General features: G+C 70.9%; 13 protein-coding genes. 4 read left to right on the plus strand and 9 right to left on the minus strand.

Going from position 1 to position 17,864, the window contains the following annotated elements; all coding sequences use genetic code 11:
- Positions 1-159 precede the first annotated feature (159 nt).
- The gene (locus AB1L88_RS12035) at positions 160-393 is read left to right on the plus strand and encodes an addiction module protein (protein ID WP_367096904.1); all 234 of its coding nucleotides are present in this window, start codon (positions 160-162) and stop codon (positions 391-393) included.
- Positions 386-679: a type II toxin-antitoxin system RelE/ParE family toxin gene (locus tag AB1L88_RS12040; protein WP_367096905.1), complete on the plus strand. Its 294-nt coding sequence runs from the start codon at positions 386-388 to the stop codon at positions 677-679. Before AB1L88_RS12035 ends, AB1L88_RS12040 begins: the two co-directional genes overlap by 8 nt.
- Positions 680-823: 144 nt before the next feature.
- Here AB1L88_RS12040 and AB1L88_RS12045 read toward each other — a convergent pair whose 3' ends face one another.
- Positions 824-1,963: an alpha/beta hydrolase family protein gene (locus AB1L88_RS12045; RefSeq protein WP_367096906.1), complete on the minus strand. Its 1,140-nt coding sequence runs from the start codon at positions 1,961-1,963 to the stop codon at positions 824-826.
- 482 nt (positions 1,964-2,445) lie between these two features.
- Here AB1L88_RS12045 and AB1L88_RS12050 point away from each other — a divergent pair, with 482 nt between their 5' ends.
- The gene (locus AB1L88_RS12050) at positions 2,446-3,099 is read left to right on the plus strand and encodes a choice-of-anchor R domain-containing protein (RefSeq protein ID WP_367096907.1); all 654 of its coding nucleotides are present in this window, start codon (positions 2,446-2,448) and stop codon (positions 3,097-3,099) included.
- A 263-nt stretch (positions 3,100-3,362) separates the two neighbouring features.
- Here AB1L88_RS12050 and AB1L88_RS12055 read toward each other — a convergent pair whose 3' ends face one another.
- The 3 genes from AB1L88_RS12055 to AB1L88_RS12065 form a co-directional block, all read right to left on the minus strand.
- Positions 3,363-4,676 (minus strand): Trx7/PDZ domain-containing (seleno)protein, encoded by a 1,314-nt coding sequence (locus AB1L88_RS12055; protein WP_367096908.1) that lies wholly within the window; start codon positions 4,674-4,676, stop codon positions 3,363-3,365.
- Positions 4,677-4,946: 270 nt separating this feature from the next.
- Positions 4,947-5,687 carry an AIM24 family protein gene (locus AB1L88_RS12060; protein ID WP_367096909.1) on the minus strand — a complete coding sequence of 247 codons (741 nt, stop codon included), beginning with the start codon at positions 5,685-5,687 and terminating at the stop codon, positions 4,947-4,949.
- A gap of 346 nt (positions 5,688-6,033) precedes the next feature.
- Complete coding sequence (locus AB1L88_RS12065) at positions 6,034-6,240, minus strand: hypothetical protein (protein ID WP_367096910.1); 207 nt, start codon at positions 6,238-6,240, stop codon at positions 6,034-6,036.
- 436 nt (positions 6,241-6,676) lie between these two features.
- Here AB1L88_RS12065 and AB1L88_RS12070 point away from each other — a divergent pair, with 436 nt between their 5' ends.
- Positions 6,677-10,993, plus strand: coding sequence for a protein kinase (locus AB1L88_RS12070; RefSeq protein WP_367096911.1), 4,317 nt, complete (start codon positions 6,677-6,679; stop codon positions 10,991-10,993).
- 650 nt (positions 10,994-11,643) lie between these two features.
- Here AB1L88_RS12070 and AB1L88_RS12075 read toward each other — a convergent pair.
- The 5 genes from AB1L88_RS12075 to AB1L88_RS12095 form a co-directional block, all read right to left on the minus strand.
- Positions 11,644-13,686, minus strand: a complete 2,043-nt coding sequence (locus AB1L88_RS12075; RefSeq protein WP_367096912.1) for a site-2 protease family protein — start codon at positions 13,684-13,686, stop codon at positions 11,644-11,646.
- The gene (locus tag AB1L88_RS12080) at positions 13,674-14,834 is read right to left on the minus strand and encodes a 1-deoxy-D-xylulose-5-phosphate reductoisomerase (RefSeq protein WP_367096913.1); all 1,161 of its coding nucleotides are present in this window, start codon (positions 14,832-14,834) and stop codon (positions 13,674-13,676) included. The genes AB1L88_RS12075 and AB1L88_RS12080 overlap by 13 nt, the downstream gene beginning before the upstream one ends.
- Positions 14,835-15,093: 259 nt before the next feature.
- Positions 15,094-16,263, minus strand: coding sequence for a PepSY-associated TM helix domain-containing protein (locus AB1L88_RS12085; RefSeq protein ID WP_367096914.1), 1,170 nt, complete (start codon positions 16,261-16,263; stop codon positions 15,094-15,096).
- A gap of 182 nt (positions 16,264-16,445) precedes the next feature.
- The gene (locus AB1L88_RS12090) at positions 16,446-16,928 is read right to left on the minus strand and encodes a carboxypeptidase regulatory-like domain-containing protein (protein ID WP_367096915.1); all 483 of its coding nucleotides are present in this window, start codon (positions 16,926-16,928) and stop codon (positions 16,446-16,448) included.
- A complete protein-coding gene (locus AB1L88_RS12095; protein WP_367096916.1) occupies positions 16,918-17,829 on the minus strand; it encodes a DUF1559 domain-containing protein in 912 nt (303 codons plus the stop codon). The genes AB1L88_RS12090 and AB1L88_RS12095 overlap by 11 nt, the downstream gene beginning before the upstream one ends.
- Between the last annotated feature and the right edge of the window lie 35 nt (positions 17,830-17,864).

Here is a 17,864-nt window from a genome sequence, read left to right on the forward strand (position 1 = left end):
CGCTCCCGGTTCTCCTGACTCGTCATCAACCGCTTGCGAGGGCGTCGGCAGGACAACCCAGGCGTTGTGCCGGCCCTCTTCGGCCCGACAACTCGGGGATCGCTCGGGCGTGCCTGGGCGGGTAAAATGAGCACCGACACCTTGATGGAGGAATGTCGTATGCCCCTGACTGCCGAGCAACTGCTGACCGCGGCGCTCGACCTGCCCGACGCGGATCGCCTGGAACTGATCGAGGCGCTGATTGTTTCGGTCCAGCCTCCTGACCGACCACCGTTCGATGACTCCTGGCGAGAGGTGATTCGACGGCGATCGGCCGAGCTGAACGCTGGCAAAGTCACCTCGATCCCCTGGGCTGAGGTCAAGCGGCAGGCCCGGGAGGCCCTGGGTGATTGACGTCCGGTTCCACCCGGAGGCTCAGGCCGAATATCAGGATGCTCTGGCGTGGTATCAGGTCCGTAGCCGTCAGGCCGCGGAGCGGTTCGAGGCGGAGACCGATCGGGTTTTGGACTTGATCCAAGCCAACCCGGGCCTGTTCCCCAAGTATGATGAAGAGCACCGTTTCGTCATGCTTCGACGATTCCCCTACAGTCTCGTGTACCAGGTGCAGCCGGATCAGATATTGGTCGTTGCCGTCGCGCATTCGCGTCGATCTGCGGACTTCTGGCAGGGACGCGCCTGAACTCCTCGGATGGCCTGGTCGTCGTCTGCGTGGATCTGGGAGCGAAGCGCCGGGAGGACCGGGGCCGGGATGACCCCGGCCGCACCGGAGACGGAGGACCGTGGGATTGCGAACGCGGATGCTTGCGCGATTTCGCCCGAACGCTCAGGGAGCGACGGGGAGGTGGCGCTCGAACCAGGAGAGCATCTCGGCCTTCATCTCGGGGAGGTATTCGTGGCCGGTGTCGGTGTAGACGACGCTGTGGAAGTGCTCGGGGGCGCCGAGCAGGGTGTAGATCTGCGAGAGCTTGGATTCGAGGGTCTCGACGCCGTCGAGGGGGGCGCCGGGGTCCTCGTCGCCGGAGAGCTGGAGCATGGGGCGGGGGGCGACGAGGGCGTAGATGGCCTCGGTGTCGAAGTGGTTGAGCAGGCCGGGGACGAAGTAGTAGATGCCGTGCCTGCGGAGGTCGCCGTGGGAGAGCAGCTCGGTGTATCGGGTGAAGCAGGCGACGCCGACGAGGGCGTCGATGCGGTCGTCGATGGCGGCGAGCCACCAGGCGCGGGTGCATCCCATGCTCATGCCGGTGGCGCCGATGCGGTCGGGGTCGACCTCGGGGCGGGTCTGGAGGTAGTCGAGCAGGCATTGCTCGTCGCGGAGCATCATGCCCCAGAGGGTGCGGCCCTGCCAGAGGTGGAGCTTGAACAGGCTGTGCTCCTGGCCGAGCTTCGAGTCGTTCTCGCCCCCGGGGCCGAGGCCGACGCGATCGCCGTTGAAGTAGGCGTCGATGGCGGCGACGACGTACCCTTTGCGGGCGAGCATCGGGCCGACGTACTGGCCGTGGTCTTCAAGGGTGCAGATACTTTCCTTTGAGCTACCGTGGCCGTGCAGGCCGACGATGACCGGCGCGGGGGCCTTCAGGTTGTCGGGGATCAGGAGGATGCCGGGCACCATCATATCCACACCGTTGTGGAACTGGAACCGTTCGAGCGTGTAGCCGTCGTGCTGCTCGCGCGCAACGACCTCGACGGCCGCCGGATCGGGCCGGGGCGGGAGTTCGCCGAGCAGGTCGAGCAGGGTCGATCGGACGGCGTCGCGGCCCTCGGTTTGCCATTGTTCGGCGTCGGTGGGGAGGGGCCACTCGGGCAGCTCCATCGATCGGAAGCTCTCGGGGACGACGGCCCAGGGCTCGCCGGAGGGGGTGCCACCCTTGCTGGAGGCCGGGGTCACGCGCTCCTGGGCGCTTGCGGACGGGACGGCCGCCGAGGCGAGCAGGGCGAGGGCGGCGAGGAGAGGGGTTGGTCGCATGGGGGTTCACTCCAATCGGATCGGTCTGGCTCGTGTCGCGCGCGGGGAACGGGAGGCATTCGCCCGAGGCCCATGCGTGGGACCGGGTCGATGTCCTTGTCCACCGGTACGGGTCTGGTTGAGCCATCAATGCTGCGACGGGCGCACGCAACAACGCTGCCGGGACGTCGCGGGTCGGTACCGTCTCTTGGTCGGGATCATGATCAGGGTAAGGCCACCCGTGTCACGCGCCAACAGGCCTGCCCGAGTGATCGTGGGCAGGGTCACCGGCTTGTGTCCGCCCGGCCGAACGTTGCATCAATGCAACATTCGCGGCACCCAGACCGTGAGGGGCTTGATGAGGGTTTGCCGCCTCGCTACGTTCATCCATGCTTCGTCCAGGACTCCCCCCGACACGTCTCGCCGGCCGCCCATGACGGAGGGTCTTCCTCTGGGGGGGTCGTCATCGGGGAGGGGTATCTCCAGCAAGGAATGAACCTTGTATGAACCCGATCCGAACGCTCTCGCCGGTGGTGCTGGCCGCGGCCCTCGTGCTGGCAAACTCGGCCCGCGCCGAGGTGATCCTCGTCGACACCCTGGGCCCCGACAATTCGTTCAACGCGGTCGGCTGGACCATCGGGACGTCCAGCAACATCCGCCAGGGCCCGAGCTTCGTGACGCCCGACACGCCGGGATTGTTCTTCAGCGGCTTCGAGACGGTGTTCAGCCGGGTGTCCCGGCGGCCGAATGAGCTGGTCATCGAGCTGCGGGAGGACGGCGGGGGCACTCCCGGAGCCGTCCTGGAATCGTTCCTGTTCCTCGACGTGGTGAGCCAGGCGGCCTCCCCGAGCGTGATTTCGGCCTCCTCCGTCCTTCGGCCGAGGCTCGCGGCGAACACGCAATACTGGCTGATCGCGTCGACGCCGACCTCGAACCAGTTCATCTGGCACCTGAACGAACTCGGCGAGTTCGGCCAGCTGACGCCGCATGCGTTCACCTCCGGGGACGCCCCGTTCTCGGTCAACGACCGGCAGCCCATGCCCGCCCTCCGGGTGAAGGCGGGGGTGATCCCCGAGCCGTCGAGCCTCGTCTCGCTCGGGATCGGGCTGGTGCTGGTCGGCGGGGCGATCGCCCGCCGATGGCGGTCGCGGGCCTGAGCCGACCGACGGCGGGGCGCCCGGGCGACCAAAGGTCAATTCCACAAGCGAACGCATCCGACTCGCTCGACGACCGCTTCTGCACTCGAAGGAAGCGGCCTGCCCCGCCCGGACGACGGGGCGTCGTCCGGGGCACCCGAGATTCGTGCGTGGCCGGGGCAAAGCGCAGCGTGCCCCGCTCGAGCGGCGTCAGGCACGGCGCCGGGGCACGCTACGCTTTGCCCCGGCCACCCGTCGCCGCCCGACGCTCCATGTTCGATCGGTTACTGGAGCGGGAGGGTGAGCCGGAGTTCCTCGCCGTCGCGGAGGAGGGTGAGGGGGGCGGAGTCGCCGGGGCGGGAGTGCTGGAGGGTGTGGGCGAGGAGGGAGGATTCGGAGAGGCGGTCGGTGAGGCCGTTGAAGGAGGTGATGATGTCGCCGGCGCGGAGGCCGGTGCGCTTGGCGGTGGCGTGCTCGCCGTATTCGCCGACGCGGCGGACGCGGAGGGCGAGGGTGTCGAGGGGGAGGCCGGCGGCGGAGCGGTCGGCGTCGGGGAGGTCGTCGAGGACCATGCCGCCGAGGGCCATGCGGCGGAGTTCCCAGGTGGTGACGCGCCAGGAGATGTCGCCGCGGCGCCAGCCTTCGGGGAGGTCGAGGGTCAGGTCGATCGGCTGGCCGTCGCGGAGGACCTGGGCGGGCAGTTGGGCGGAGTCGGGGGTGTGGTGGAGTACCCACTGGAGGTCTGCGATCGAGAGGAGCGGCTGGCCGTCGAGGGCGGCGATGGCGTCGCCGACGCGGAGGCCGGCGCGGTCGGCGATGGAGTCGGCGGCGAGGGTTTCGATGGTCGCCTTCTCGGTCGGGTCGAGCTTCAGGCCGAGGACGGACGGGTCGGGATAGGGGTAGAGGACCTGGTCGGGGATCGGCTCGCCGGCGGTCCGGAAGACGAGGCGCTCGGCCTCGCGGACCTGGTGGCAGTGCATGCAACTGCGGGCGACCTCGCCGGCGTAGTCGAGGCGGGTCTCGTAGCGGCCGGCGAGGCTGGGGTACTCGCGGGGGTTGGCGAAGCGGATCGGGCGGGGCTGCTTGCCGGCGAGTAAATCCTTGACGGCGGGGTAATCCTCGTGCAATTGCAGGGCGGCTTCCATGGCCTTGCGGAGGCCGGAGAGGGAGATGTCCTCGGACTCGGGGCGATCGGATCGGGTGCCGAAGCGGCCGTAGAGGGTGGAGTCGGGGTTCATCAAAATGACGGCGAACGACTGGTCGAAGTCGAACTGGAAGCGGGTCAGGTCGATGTCGTTCGCCTGGACGATCCGGACGCAGACGAAGCGGTCGAGCAGGTCTCGGATGATCGGGTCGCGGCGGGCGACGTCGTCGTCGAACTCCTGGCAGGCCTCGCAGGGGATGCAGCGGAAGACGACCATCAGGGGCTTGCCCGAGGCCCGGGCGGCCTCGATACCGGCGTCGAGGTCGTTGTAAATCCAGTCGTCCGAGGTCCCGAACGACTGGCGGTCGTTGCGGACCTTGGTGTCGCGATCCTGGCCCGCCGCGAAGGGCGGGAGGAGAAGCATCGGGACGAGCAAAGCAAGGGCGGGTCGCATGGGACGGCTTCCTCCATCCGGTAACGAGTGGGGGTCGAAAGGAGCGATCGTATCCCATCAACATTCGCAAGGGAACGAGCGACCGCCGGGGATCGACGGGCCCCGACGATTCGTCCGGCGTGATCGGCTGTGCCGTCGGGTCGCCCGGCGACATCCGGCAGGGGCCGAGCTTCGCGACGCCCGACACGCCCGAACGACTCTCGGGCGGATTACGTGAAGGGATGTGGGACCGAAGGCATGCCCCCGGCGTTGACGGGCAACGGGCGGGACTCAGCCGGAGGGGGGGTGCAGGAGCACCCGGCGTCTGCGGGTGTGGAGCAGGACGCGGCCGGGGCCGGCGAGGTGAATCCTGAACAAGCCTTTGCCGAACGGCTCCCTGGCGCGACCGCCGAACTTCCGGACGCCGTAGGCGATGGAGCCGGAGAACGCGGCGAGGCTACCGGAGATGTGGCGCATGGACTGACCCCGGGCAAGCTCGCGTTCGTCGAAGTCGTGCCTCCCGTGAATCAGGACCTGGCCGCTTCCGGAAATCCTGTACAGGACCAGCCCCGTGTCGCTGAGAGAGGCCGCATCCGAGCGGTAGGCGACTGTGATCTCGATCGGATTGCCCCAGGCGCCAAGGATCGAATCTCGGGCCGCGATGATCGGGCCATGAGCAAGATCCCAGATGGCGATGCGACCGCGATCACCGGCCGCGAGCAGGATGGTGCCGGGGCGGTCGGCCTCGAAGGAGGTAAGTGAGGCCCCCTCGTCGTCCAGGGATCGCTTGAAGGTGCCCCCACAAACGCGGCGCCCCCAGCGCGAGCCGTCGTGATAGGCCATGATCGCCCCCCTGCACGCCCAGACGATATCGCCGGGGGCCAACTCAAGCTGGGCACGGGAGGCGGTCTCGCCGAGGATGGTCAGGGGGACCGGGCCGAGTTCTCGACGGATCGGTTCGGAGAGGTCGCGGTCGGTCAGGCCGGACGGATCGTCGTCGTCGATCGGGCGCGAATCAGGAAGATGAGCCATGGCACGCGCCTCGGTACCCGGAGGAGCGAACGAGTGTGCAGCCATCGGGGCAGGTCGGGGCGTGTTCGAAGGGGACGGCCCTCCCGTCCTCCCTCCCCGCGGGCGCCGACCACGACACGGCGACCGCCATGATGGAGGGGGGCCGATCGAGCGTCAAGGGAGCGGGAGGGGGCGACGAAGCATACGGAGCGGTCGAGCGAACGAGCGGGAAACGCGGCGATTCGGAGAGATGGAGAGGATGTGTCGACCAACGAGGACAGGGCGGAAACGGAACGCGATCGGGACAGCCGGGATCGACCTGGCCGTCCCGAGGGGGGAGGGATCGATCAGGGGTGATTGCGGTCGGTCAGAGGTCGGTCGAGCCGGTTTCCTCGACGCCCCGGGTTTGCAACGAGGCGATCCAGAAGACGGCGGCGCCGGCCGCGGTGATCAGCGCGATGACGATCCAGATGTCGGTGGAAGCGACCGGGACGAGCGGGGACGCGACCACGAAGAAGACGATGGTCAGGATGCTCAGGATCGTGGCGACGAGCATGTTCTGCTTGAAGTTCATCGGACAAGCTCCCTCGGGCAAGACGGGCTCGCGTCGAGGCCCCGGCGAGCTTGCCGGGGCCTCGAGCCTCGGGGAGGGACACGGTGCGAATCCCGGGCCGGATCGGTCGGGCCGGTCGGGCCGGGCCGATCCGAAATGCGGGGATCCGAGGCCGCTCGCACGAGCGGACCGGCGGCCGCCCCGGGGGGCCTCGGGCGACCGGGGGTGCGGTCGCGGGCTCTCGGGCGGCCCGGGCCGGCGCGGTTGGGCCTGACGGAGGTTGACACCTCTCGTCCACCTTCCTAGAGTTTACCGTCGGGCTCCGACGCGCCGATAGTCCGTACCGCCCGTCTCGTCAAGCGTTCGCGTCGCCCGTCGCATCGTGGGCGCAAGGGATTGCGACCATACCGAATGAGCCGCCCTCGACCCGATCCGCTTGCCACAGCGAGACGGCCCGATGCAGGATCGAATTCCAGACCCCCTGAAACCTGAAGCCTCGCCGTCGGCGACCGGGAGTTGGCCGGCCGGCCCGTCTCCCGAGGGGGCGGGGACCGGGTCCGACCTGTCGGCCGACGAGACGCCCACCGTGCGCCGCGGGCCCTCGGGCGGCTCGGGTTCGGGCCTGGCGCACGTGTCGGGCTCGGGATCGGGATCGGGCCTGGCGATGGGGTCGGGCTCTCGGCTGGTGGTCGGTTCCGGCTCCGGCGGGGGCCTGGGCCGGGGGCCGATGGAGGTGGGCCTGCCGTCGAACGGCGATCGGCTGGACTCGTTCGAGATCCAGCAGGCGATCGGCGTGGGGGGGATGGGGGCCGTCTTCCGGGCGCTCGACGTGCGGCTCGACCGGTTCGTGGCCTTGAAGGTGTTGCCCCCGGGGCAGTCGCACGAGGCGGAGAACGTCCGCCGGTTCTACCAGGAGGGGCGGGCGGCGGCCCGGCTCGATCACGAGAACATCGCGCGGGTGTTCACGATCGGCCAGGACAAGTCGCTGCATTACATCGCATTCGAATATATCGACGGCACGACGATCCGCCAGCGGGTCGAGCAGCGCGGGCCCTTGCCGGTGGCCGAGGCGATCAACTTCACGCTCCAGATCGCCGGGGCGCTGGTGCATGCCTCGGAACGCGGGGTGGTGCACCGGGACATCAAGCCGTCGAACATCATCGTCACGCCGCACGGGCGGGCGAAGCTGGTGGACATGGGCCTGGCCCGCCGCTTCGAGCGCGAGGGGGCCGACGAGGGCCTGACCCAGAGCAACATGACGCTCGGCACTTTTGATTATATCAGCCCCGAGCAGGCCCGCGACCCCCGGTCGGTCGACGTGCGGAGCGACCTGTATTCGCTCGGATGCACGATCTACCACATGCTGACGGGCCAGCCGCCGTTCCCGGGCGGCACGGTGCTGCAGAAGCTCTTGAGCCACCGGGAGGAGCCGGCGCCCGACGTCCGGGTCCTGAACCCGGCGGTGCCGTCGGACCTGGCGACGATCGTCCTGAAGCTGATGGCGAAGGACCCGGACCGGCGGTACCAGACGCCCGAGCAACTGGTGAGGGATCTGCTGACCCTGGCCGGGGCGCTTGGCCTGCGGTCGATCAGCCCCGAGGGTCTGGTCTGGATGAACGCGGCGCCCAAGGCCCCGGGCTGGGAGCGGCACCTCTTCTGGGGGTTGCCGGCGGCGGTCCTGCTGCTGGTCGTCGGGGCCTTGATCTGGGTCGGGCAGGAGCCTCCGGGCCAGACGAACCTGGCGATGACGCCCGATGAGCTGATCGACTCGGTCGCGTCGTCGTCGCTGTCGAGCCCGCCGTCGCCCTCGCCGCCGCCGGTGGGAGGCGAGGGCGACGGCTCCTCGGCGCCCCCGGCCGGCCCGGACGGGTCGGCCCAGGGCTCGGGCTCGGCCCCGGCGCCGGACCGCTCCCCCTCGGCGGTCCCGACCCGGCCGGACGAGGCGACCGGCCCGGCTCGCCCGGCGGGCGAGACGCGCGAGCGGCGGGTCCGATCGGACGAGGACCTGCGGACGGTGCTCCGGTCCGAGCCGCCCGGCTCGACGATCGTGCTGGCCGATGACGGCCCGTACCGGCTGGCCCCGGCCGGCGAGGGCGACGCCCCGATCCGGGCCGAGGTCACGATCCGGGCGGCCGACGGCGCCCGGCCGGTGGTCGAGGCGGCGGCGACCAACGGGTACTCGTCCGCGGCCCGGCCCCTGCTGCATTTCGCGGGGGGGCGGGTGACGATCGAGGGCCTGACGTTCCAGCTCGGCTCGGGGACCGCCTCGACCGGCCCGGCGATCCAGGCCGAGGGGACGGCCCTGACCCTGAGCCGATGCACCTTCCGGGGCTCGGGCCAGCCGGCGGCCCTGGAGTTGATCGGCCCCAGCCCCGCGGCCCTGAACAGCGGCGACCCGGTGCCGGCGGCCATGCCGGTGGTGCTGGAGACCTGCACCGTGGCCGGCGGCACGGTCGGGATCTCGTCCCGGGGCCTGATGACCCTGGGGCTGCGCGATTGCCTGGTCGCGGCCCGGGGGCCGGCCGTCTGGTTCAACAACGCCCCGCCCAGCCCGAACGCCTTCTCGTTCGACTTCGGGACCGAGGTCGAGCCGGCCCCGCAGGCCGGCCAGCCCGTGCCGGCCCGATTGATGCTCGACCATGTGAGCATGCTTGCCGGTGCCGACCCGATCCTCCGGTTCGCGGCCACCTCGGCCCGGGTCGAGGTGTCGGACTCGCTCTTCGCCCCCACCCAGACGCTGGACCGCTTCGCGGCCGGCCCGCCGACCCTGGTGGCGATCGACGACCCTGACCGCCTGCACTGGATGGGGTTCGGGAATCTTTATGCTCGGATCGGGATCTTCCTCTGGCCGACGGGCGACCCCAAGGGCCGGCCTCGCGTGTTCGAGTTCGAGACCTGGGCGCGGGGGGCGTCGACGGCCGAGGCCCGGTCGCGGTTCACGACCGAGCACGTCTGGGCCGAGTCGGACCCGGTCGCCTCGCTGATGCGGGGGATGTCCGCCTCGCAGGCGTTCCGGCCGACGGTCGCGGGGGTCTTCCCGGCCGACCGGACACGCCCGGGCCCGGGGTCGACGCTCGTGGGCGCCCGCCGGAGCGTCTCGGGGGCGATCGAGCCGATCGTGCCCGCCGGCGGAGACCCGGCGACGGCGACAACGACGGCCCAGCCCCCCGCGAACGCGGTCGCCAACCCGGCCCGGATCACGGGGTTCGACACCGACCCGATGACCCCGGGGCCGATGGTCCTGATGCCCGAGGCGCCCGACGAGCCGCCCCGGGTGGCGACCGCGCCCCGGTCGCGCCCCCGGCCGAGCGAACCGGTCGAGGGAGAGGCGCCTCCGATCGTCTTCCCGCTGTTCGGGCCCCCGGAGGGTCCGGCGCCCGACGCGGCGGATCGGGCCGAGGCGGCGCGGGCGGCCGACGTCCCCCGGCCGTCGTTGCCGGTCGATCCCGGGCGGGAGGACGAGGCGGACGAGCCGGCGCGGTCGGACGAGGCGGGCGAGCCGGTCATCCGGACCGGGTCGCAGTTCCTGGGGCGGCTGGGGCGGCTTGGCCCGAAGGGGGGGGTGCTCAGGCTCGCCTCCGATGCTCGGATCGACCTGCCCGGCCGGGCGCTCTCGGGTTCGGGGATCGTCGAGATCGTGGCCGAGCCGGGCCCCGGCCGGCCGGTGCTCCGGCTCAGGGCGGCGGAACCGGGGGCGGCCGACGCGGACGGCTGGTCGTTCCTGCTGCGGGTCGTCCCCCAGGCGGAGCTGCAGCTCCGGGGCATCGACCTGGTGCTCGACGGCGAATCGGTGGTCGGATCGGACCAGGGCCCTCGGGCGGCCTTCGGCCTCGACCCGGATGCCACGCTCGAACTGGTCGATTGCTCGGTGACGATCGCCGGGCCGGCCGACGGGGCGGCCGTGGTGCGGTTGCTCGCCGATCGTCGGCCCGAATCGCCCATGGACCCCGGCTTCAGCCGGATGCCGGGCATCCTCCCCTCGCCGAAGGAGGGCCGGAGCTTCCCCGCGAACCTGCGGATGGTCGACAGCCTGATCCGGAGCGCCGGCGACCTGGTCGACGTGGCCCCCGAGGCCCAGCTCGACGAGCTGCAGCTTTCGAACGTCGTGGCCTCGTGCGGCGGGAGCCTGGTGGCCGGCCATGGCCGATCGGCGGGACCGGGACTGGGGTCGGGTTCGGGACCGGGGGCTGATGCCCCGGCCGAGGCCCGCCTGGTCGTCTCGTTGCGGAGGGCGACGGTGGTGGCCCGCGGGGGGATCGTCCGGCTCTCCAGCTCGGCCGATCAGCCGGCGCTGCCCCGGGTGGAACTCACGGCCCGGCAATCGATCCTCGCCACCGGCCCCGACGGCGGGGCCTTGTTCCGGGTCGAGGGGCAAGGGGAGCTGGACGACCTGAGCGACCGCATCCGGATCGTCGAGAGCCGGGAGGTCGCCTACCACCGGATCGACGAGTACCGTCGCGATCAGACGGCGCAGCCTGGCACGCTGCCGGTGGTGCTCGACCGGGACGAATGGGCCCTCTCGCTGGGCCGGACCGAGGCCGATGCCCGCCACGGCGACGTCGGCTTCCGTTCTCGCCGGGGACCGGAGGCCGATCCCCTGACGCTCGCCCCCGACGACGTCCGCCTCGACCCGAACGGCCCGGCCGCGAACCTCGGCCCCGACCTGAACCGCATCCCCGATCCCCCCACGCCGGCCACCCCGGGCAACACGCCCCGATCGCCGAGCGCCGAGGTGATCGAGCGGCTGCGACGGGCCTTCCCGGGTTTCCCCTGAGCCGGCCAGGGGTTCGTTCCTCTGCGAAACGCCTCCGGAAGCTCCGACAGGCGTTTGTCTCGTAGGACCGCTTTGACCCACGATTGATGCGTTCTGGATGGTCTCGGTTGCTCGCCCACCCAGGCAGCGCAGCCGCACGAGGCTACGAAGGGCCGCACCGATGCCTCTCGTCGCTGCGCGACCCTGGTTGGCGAGCAACCAAGGGCACCCCAAGAACACGAAGCATTGCCTCCGTGGAGGGGGGGGAGCAGGAGTCGTTACGCTTCCCGTCAGAGTTGTTGGGATTCGGGTGGACGGAGTCACCCTTTTGATTCCCCGATTCGGCGGAGAGGAGCAGAAGGGGAAGGAGAAGGCCCGCACGAAGCATGCACCGGGCCTTGCGACCCGGACGGAGCCCCCTCACCTCCAACCCTCTCCCCGACCTCGGGGAGAGGGGACAAACTCCGACCCTCGCCCCCTTCGGGGGAGAGGGTGGCCGAAGGCCGGGTGAGGGGGCGGTTGGCCGGATCGCCAAGCGTTGCAATTTGGACGGTCCCACTCCCCCGGCCCTCTCGCCGCATGCGAGGCGGGAGAGGGGGCGGGGGCGGAAATCGGAGAACGACCCGATCGGGGGCGTTCCAAGCGATCGGAAACGGCCCGGGGGGGCCGGATCAGAAGAAGGTCAGCAGGGTGTCCTGGATGAGGACGAAGACCATCAGGGCGAGCAGGAAGAAGATGCCGAGGTAGGTCGGCAGGGCTTGCCAGGAGTCGGGCAAGGGGCGGCCGCGGACGGCCTCGCCGATGAGGAAGACCATCCGGCCGCCGTCGAGCGGGGGGATGGGCAGGAAGTTGACCACGGCGAGGTTGATGCTGATGAAGCCGATGAAGTAGAGGAACTCGATGAAGTTCACCCCGGCGAAGTCGTACATCGCCTTGGCGATCCGGATCGGCCCGGAGAGCCCCTTGGTGCCGACCTGCCCCTCGGCCAGGCGCTGCAAAAGGGTGTAGAAGGAGGTGATCACGCCGAGCGTCTCGTTGCCGGCCCGCCGGAGCGAGTCGGCGAGGCTGAGCGGCGGGATGGGAGCCACGTCGAGCTGCAGTTGCAGGCCCCGGGAGGGGAAGTACCAGACGTCGACCGCCTCGGGGGCGATCGGCACGGGCTGATCGCGGCCGGCGACCTTCAGCTCGATCGACTGCGCGGGATACCGCTGGGCCCAGTCGAACGCGTAGACCCAGGAGCTGCCGGGGCCGAAGGTCAGCTCCTCGACGCGGGGCTCGGGCTCGTCGTCGCGCGGCTGCCAGGTGAAGCGGAGGCCGGTCAGCTCGTCGCCGGCTTTCAGGCCGGCCTTGGCGGCGGGGGAGTCGTCTCGGACGGCGACGACGGTCGGATCGACGCGGAAGGCCAGGCCGAGGGTGTCGATGTTCAGGGGGGAGTCGGGCGAGATGGCCGGCGCCCAGGATTCGCCCTCGGTCGGCTCGACGGTCAGGCTCATCTCCTCGCCGTCGCGGAGCACGGTCAGCTCGATCGACTCGCCCACCCGGTCGGCGGCCAGGGAGGGCAGGCGCATGGGGTCGATCTCGCGGTCGCCGTCGAGGGCGACGATCACGTCTCCCGGCTCCAGGCCCGCCTGCTCGGCCGGCGAGCCGGCCCGGAGCGCGACGATCGGCCCGGCCTGGAGCCTGAAGCCGAAGTCGATGAAGCGGACCGGGGGCAGGACGATCGCCTCTCGGCTGGAGGAGGTTGCGGGGGCAAGCTCGGCGTCGTCGTCGGCATTGGCCGGAGCGGAGGATGGGGCGCCGCGTTCGACGACGATCCGGACGGGCTGGTCGCGGTACCGGTCGAGGAGGGCATCCAGCTCGTAAGGGGTGCGGAGGTCTTGCAGGTCGCCGTCGACGGGCCCGGCCTGCACGATCCGATCGCCGGGGCCGAACTGCCCCTCGGGCGAGCCGATCATGCCGGGAGGAGCGACGAAGGGATCCTGTTCGAACAGCTCCAGCGATCGGGGCAAGGCGACCCGGATCTTGGGGACCTCTTCCAGGGCGTCGCGCTCGGGGCGGATGGGCAGCTCGATCGGGTCGGGCGAGCCGGGCCGCTCGACCACGAAGCGGAGGACCTGATCGGGCCCGCTGTGGATGACGATGCGGTTGAGATCCTCGAAGGTGACGCGCTCGCCGTCGATCGACTGCACGACGTCCCCGGTCTTCAACCCGGCGCGGTAGGCGGGGCCGCCGGCGCCGACGCCGCCGACGATCGCCGGGGCCTGCAGGCGGCCGCCGACGAGGTAGACGATGGCGAAGCAGGCGACGCCGAGCAGCACGTTCATGACCACGCCGGCCGAGATGATCGCCATGCGGGCCCAGACCGACTTGTTGAAAAACGCGCCGGGGTGATTGGCCAGGGACGGCTCGATGTTCGAGCGGGGCTGGCCTTCGGCGTCGGTCTCGCTTTCGGCCTCGGGCGGGGGCTCGGTCTGGCCCTCGTCCTCGCCGAGCATGTGGACGTAGCCGCCGAGGGGCACGGAGCCGAGGACGTAGTCGGTCTCCTTGTAGCGGAAGAGGCGGACCAGCCGGGGCGGGAACCCGATGGAGAAGGTCTTGACGTAGACGCCGTTCCACTTCGCCAGGAGGAAGTGGCCCAGCTCGTGCCAGAAGATGACGAAGGAGATGCCCAGGATCGCCTTGATGACGGTCCAGACGAAGATCAAGGTACCCAACGCGCGACCTCCTGACGGGCCCAGGCATCGACCCGCTCCAACGTCTGGAGCGAGGGCCTCGGGTCATAGTCGTGATGCTCCAGCGCCGCCCGGCAGGCGCGGGGGATGTCGAGAAACGCGAGCGAGCCGCCGAGGAAGCGGCCGACGGCCGCCTCGTTCGCCGCGTTCAAGGCCGCGCCGGCGGTCCCGCCGCGTCGCATGACCTCGAAGCCGAGTTCCAGGCAGGGGAACGTCTCGCGGTCGGGGGGCTCGAAGTGCAGGTCCCACGAGCGGGCCAGGTCGAGCCGGGGGCTCGGGCCGTCGACTCGGTCGGGGTAGTTCAGGGCGTACTGGATCGGCAGGCGCATGTCGGGCGGCGAGAGCTGGGCGATGACGCTGCCGTCGACGAACTCGACCATCGAGTGCACGACGCTCTCGGGGTGGACGACGACCTCGATCTGATCGGGGGCCAGGTCGAACAGCCAGCGGGCCTCGATCACTTCGAGCGCCTTGTTCATCAAGGTCGCCGAGTCGATCGTGATCTTCGGCCCCATCTGCCAGGTCGGGTGCCTGAGGGCCTGCTCGGGGGTGACGCCTTCGAGGTCCTTGCGCGTCTTGCCGCGGAAGGGGCCGCCGGAGGAGGTGAGGATGACGCGGCGGACCTCGCGGGGGGTGCCGGATCGCAGGCACTGGAAGATGGCCGAGTGCTCGCTGTCGACCGGCAAGAGCGGGGCGTTGCGCTCGCGGGCCAGCTCGGTGATGAGCGAGCCGCCGACGACCAACGTTTCCTTGTTCGCCAGGGCGACGGCCTTGCCGGCCTCCAGGGCGGCCCAGGTGCTTTCCAGCCCGGCGGCGCCGACGATCGCCGAGACGACCGTGTCGACCTCGGCCTGCTGGACCATCCGGACCAGGCCGTCGCGGCCGGTCCAGAGCTGCGTGTCGGTCCCGCGGAGCTGCCCGTCGACCTGCGCGGCCGAGGCGGGGTCGGTCAGGGCGACCCACCGGGGTCGGTGGCGCCGGGCCTGCTCGATCAGGCGTTGCCAGCTCGAATGCGCGGCCAGGCCGGCGGCGCGGAGACGACGGCCTTCGTCGTGCTCGAGCACGTCGAGCGTGCTGCGGCCGATCGACCCGGTCGAGCCCAGGATGACGATGTTCTTCGGATCGGCCATCGGCGCCGCTCTTGATCTCCCGGGATCGCGATCCGGCAAAGGCCAACGGCCCCTCGCCGCGTCAATCCCCTGAACCCAGCGCGATTGACACGAGCCTCACGCCTTGGCGTCCTCGCTAGGGATTGTAGGAAATCCCCCCCCGACCCGACAAGCCAGAGCCCCGAGAGGGTGCGATTGGGAAACCGAGGGCCCGGCTCCCGCGTCGTCTTCGGTCAAAGGGGACGGCCCTGGCCCGCCTGGTCGCCCCCGGACGGAGGGGTCACGGCCCCGACAGGGCGCGTTCCATCAGCGCAGGCGACTGCGACGGCGACGCCGACCGCGCGTCGACCAGGCGGGCACGCCGGCGGCTCCGGGTCCGGTTCCGCCAGAGGAGGGTCCCGGTGGCGGCGAGGAGGACCGGGGAGAGGGTCGCGGGCAGGTAGAGCAGCTTCGTCGGCAGGCCCCCGAAGGTGCCGAAGTGCAGCGGGATGACCCAGCGGAGCAGCCGATCGCCGCGCGGCTGCTCGGCGGGGATCTCCTCGATCAGGACCGCGCCGGTGAACGGGTCGATGTTCATCCGGATCTCGTTGATCCGCAGCTCGTGCTCGCCCGGCGGGTCGAGGAAGACGCGGTAGGGGGTCTCCGGGCCGGTCGGCAGGTAGAGCCGTCGGGGTTCGAGGCCGGGGTGGCGTTGCATCGCGAGGTCGAGGATCTCGTCAGCGGAGCGCATCGTGCGGTCGGTGGTCGGTGTGGCGACCGCCGGGGGGCCGGGGGCCGGCTCCGGGGCCGGCCGGGAGAGGGTGATCGCGTAGGCGATCGGCGCGAAGACGCCCCAGAAGGCCATCGTCGCGCCGGTCATCGTGATGACGAGCAGCAAGGCCCCGAAGGCGATCCCCGGGACCCGGTGCAGGTCGTAATTCGCCCGCTTCCACCCCCGGTCGAGCGTGATCGTCACCAGGCTCCTCGACCATCGCCCGACCGGCCACCAGAGCCTCAGGCCCGAGGCGCAAAGCACCATCAAGGCAATCGCCGAGAGCCCGACGACCCATTCCCCCGCCGTCCCGGCCAGCAGGTTGACGTGGATCTTCGACAGTAGGACGACCGGGTCGCGTTCGGCGACCGAGACCCGATGGACGGTGGCCGTGCGGGGGTCGATCCGGACGAGGTGCCCCTCGGTGTTGACCGTCATCAGGTCGCCGGGGTGGGCCGGGTAGTGCATCCGGACGATCCGATCCCCCTCGGGCAGCTCGGCCTCGATGGCGGCGATCAAGGTCGTCGGCGCGAGGTAAGGCCCCTCCGACACCAGGCCCGGCGGGTCCCCCGAGACGATCCGGCGGGTCTGCTCCGGGAAGACGAGCAGGGCGCCCGTCACCGACACCACGATCAGGGGCAGGCTCGCGGCGAGGGCGAACCAGCGGTGAAGGCTCCGGAATCGGGACTTCCAGGACATGGCGGGGCGTTCCCTTGTTCGATCGTCGAGGGCGCCGTCCTCGTCCTGGACCGGGACGGGACGGGACGGGACGCGAGGGGTCAGGGCCGAGCGGGACGATGCCGGGCGGATCGGGGGGGCTCCCGGGGGCCCGGGCCCCGAGACCGGCGGGATCCGCCCCTCCGGCGATGGGGGATCAACGGTCAGGGCAGCTCGATGGGGGGAAGGGCCTGCGGAGACGAGCCGTCGCCCTCGATCGTCAGTTCGAGCCCCGACAGGTCGGGGTCGGCATAGCGGCCCCGGAGGCGGTCGGGGGGCGACCCGCCGAGCGCCAGCTCCTCGCGTTCCAGGGGGGACCTCGGCCGGTAGTCGAGATCGGGCCAGGTGACGGTCACCCGGTACCGGCCGGCGGGCGCGCCGTCGGCCTGCTCGTAGGTCGAGAGGACGAAGGCCCCGGAGTCGTCGACGGTGCCGTGGGGGAACAGGCCGAGCCCGACCAGCTCGGGGTCGGTCGGGTGCAGCATGACCCGGGCCCCGATCGCCGGGGCCCCCTCGACCGTGGCCCGGCCCTCGGCGGGGACGAGGGGCGGGCGGGCCTCGCCGTCGGTCTCCCGGCTGCAGCCAATCAGGCCAAGCGCGACCAGGCCGGCGAAGGCGACCGATGATCGGGGCCGATCAGAAGGCATCGACGACCTCCCCGCCCAGGGGGGAGCCGAGGGCCCGGAACAGGTCGGGCTGGATCGTCTCCTTGATGAACCGGACCGAGCCGTCGGCGAACGAGAAGTTCGCGCCGCCGGGGTGGAAGGCATACGGCTGGAACTCGTTGCTGCAATTCATCGTGCAGGGCCCGGGCCGCAGCCGGCCGTCGGCGGTGTAGGTATTCAGCGCCAGGCCGTTGTTGCCGGCCCAGGGGCCGTACCAGTTGAAGTCGAGCGGGGCCGTCGGCTGGGCCCCGGATCGCAGGTAGAAGGTCGGCTTGCCCCCCATCTCGATGAACCAGAAGGTGTTGGAGAGCCCGTCGCGGACCTGCTGGAAGGTCGGATTGGGCAGGCCGAAGAAGCCGACGACCGGCTCGCCGGCGCCGTTCCTCAGGTTGCGGACGGCGTAATAGTCGGTCACCGCCGCCCGGCCGCCGGGCGTCTGCAGCGCCCCGAAGATGTTGACCATCTCCAGCGACCGGGTCCCCTCGGGCGTCGAGGGGCAGACGTAGGAGGCCACCTGCGTGGTCGTCGCCGTCTGGTTGCTCAGGTGGTCGTAGCCGACGTCGTAGTTGTAGGCCCCCTCCAGGTTCGCCTCCTCGATGAAGGGCATGACCATCGTCAGGACGCCGTTGACCGTGTACTGGCCCGGCGCGTACTCGATCAGGATCCGGCCCGGGGCCACGGCCCCGAGCGCGCTCTCGTAGTTGTGCAAGGCCAGGCCGAGCTGCTTCAGGTTATTCGTGCACTGGACCCGCCTCGCCGCCTCGCGGGCGGCCTGCACGGCCGGCAGCAGCAGGGCGATCAGGACGCCGATGACGGCGATGACGACGAGCAACTCGATCAGGGTGAAGCCCGGCCGCCGGCCGGCATTGAGACGCAGTCGCATTACGATTCTCTTCTCTTTCCTTCACGCAGGGCGGA

The sequence above is a fragment of the Tautonia sp. JC769 genome (assembly GCF_040717455.1).
Taxonomy (GTDB): Bacteria; Planctomycetota; Planctomycetia; order Isosphaerales; family Isosphaeraceae; genus Tautonia.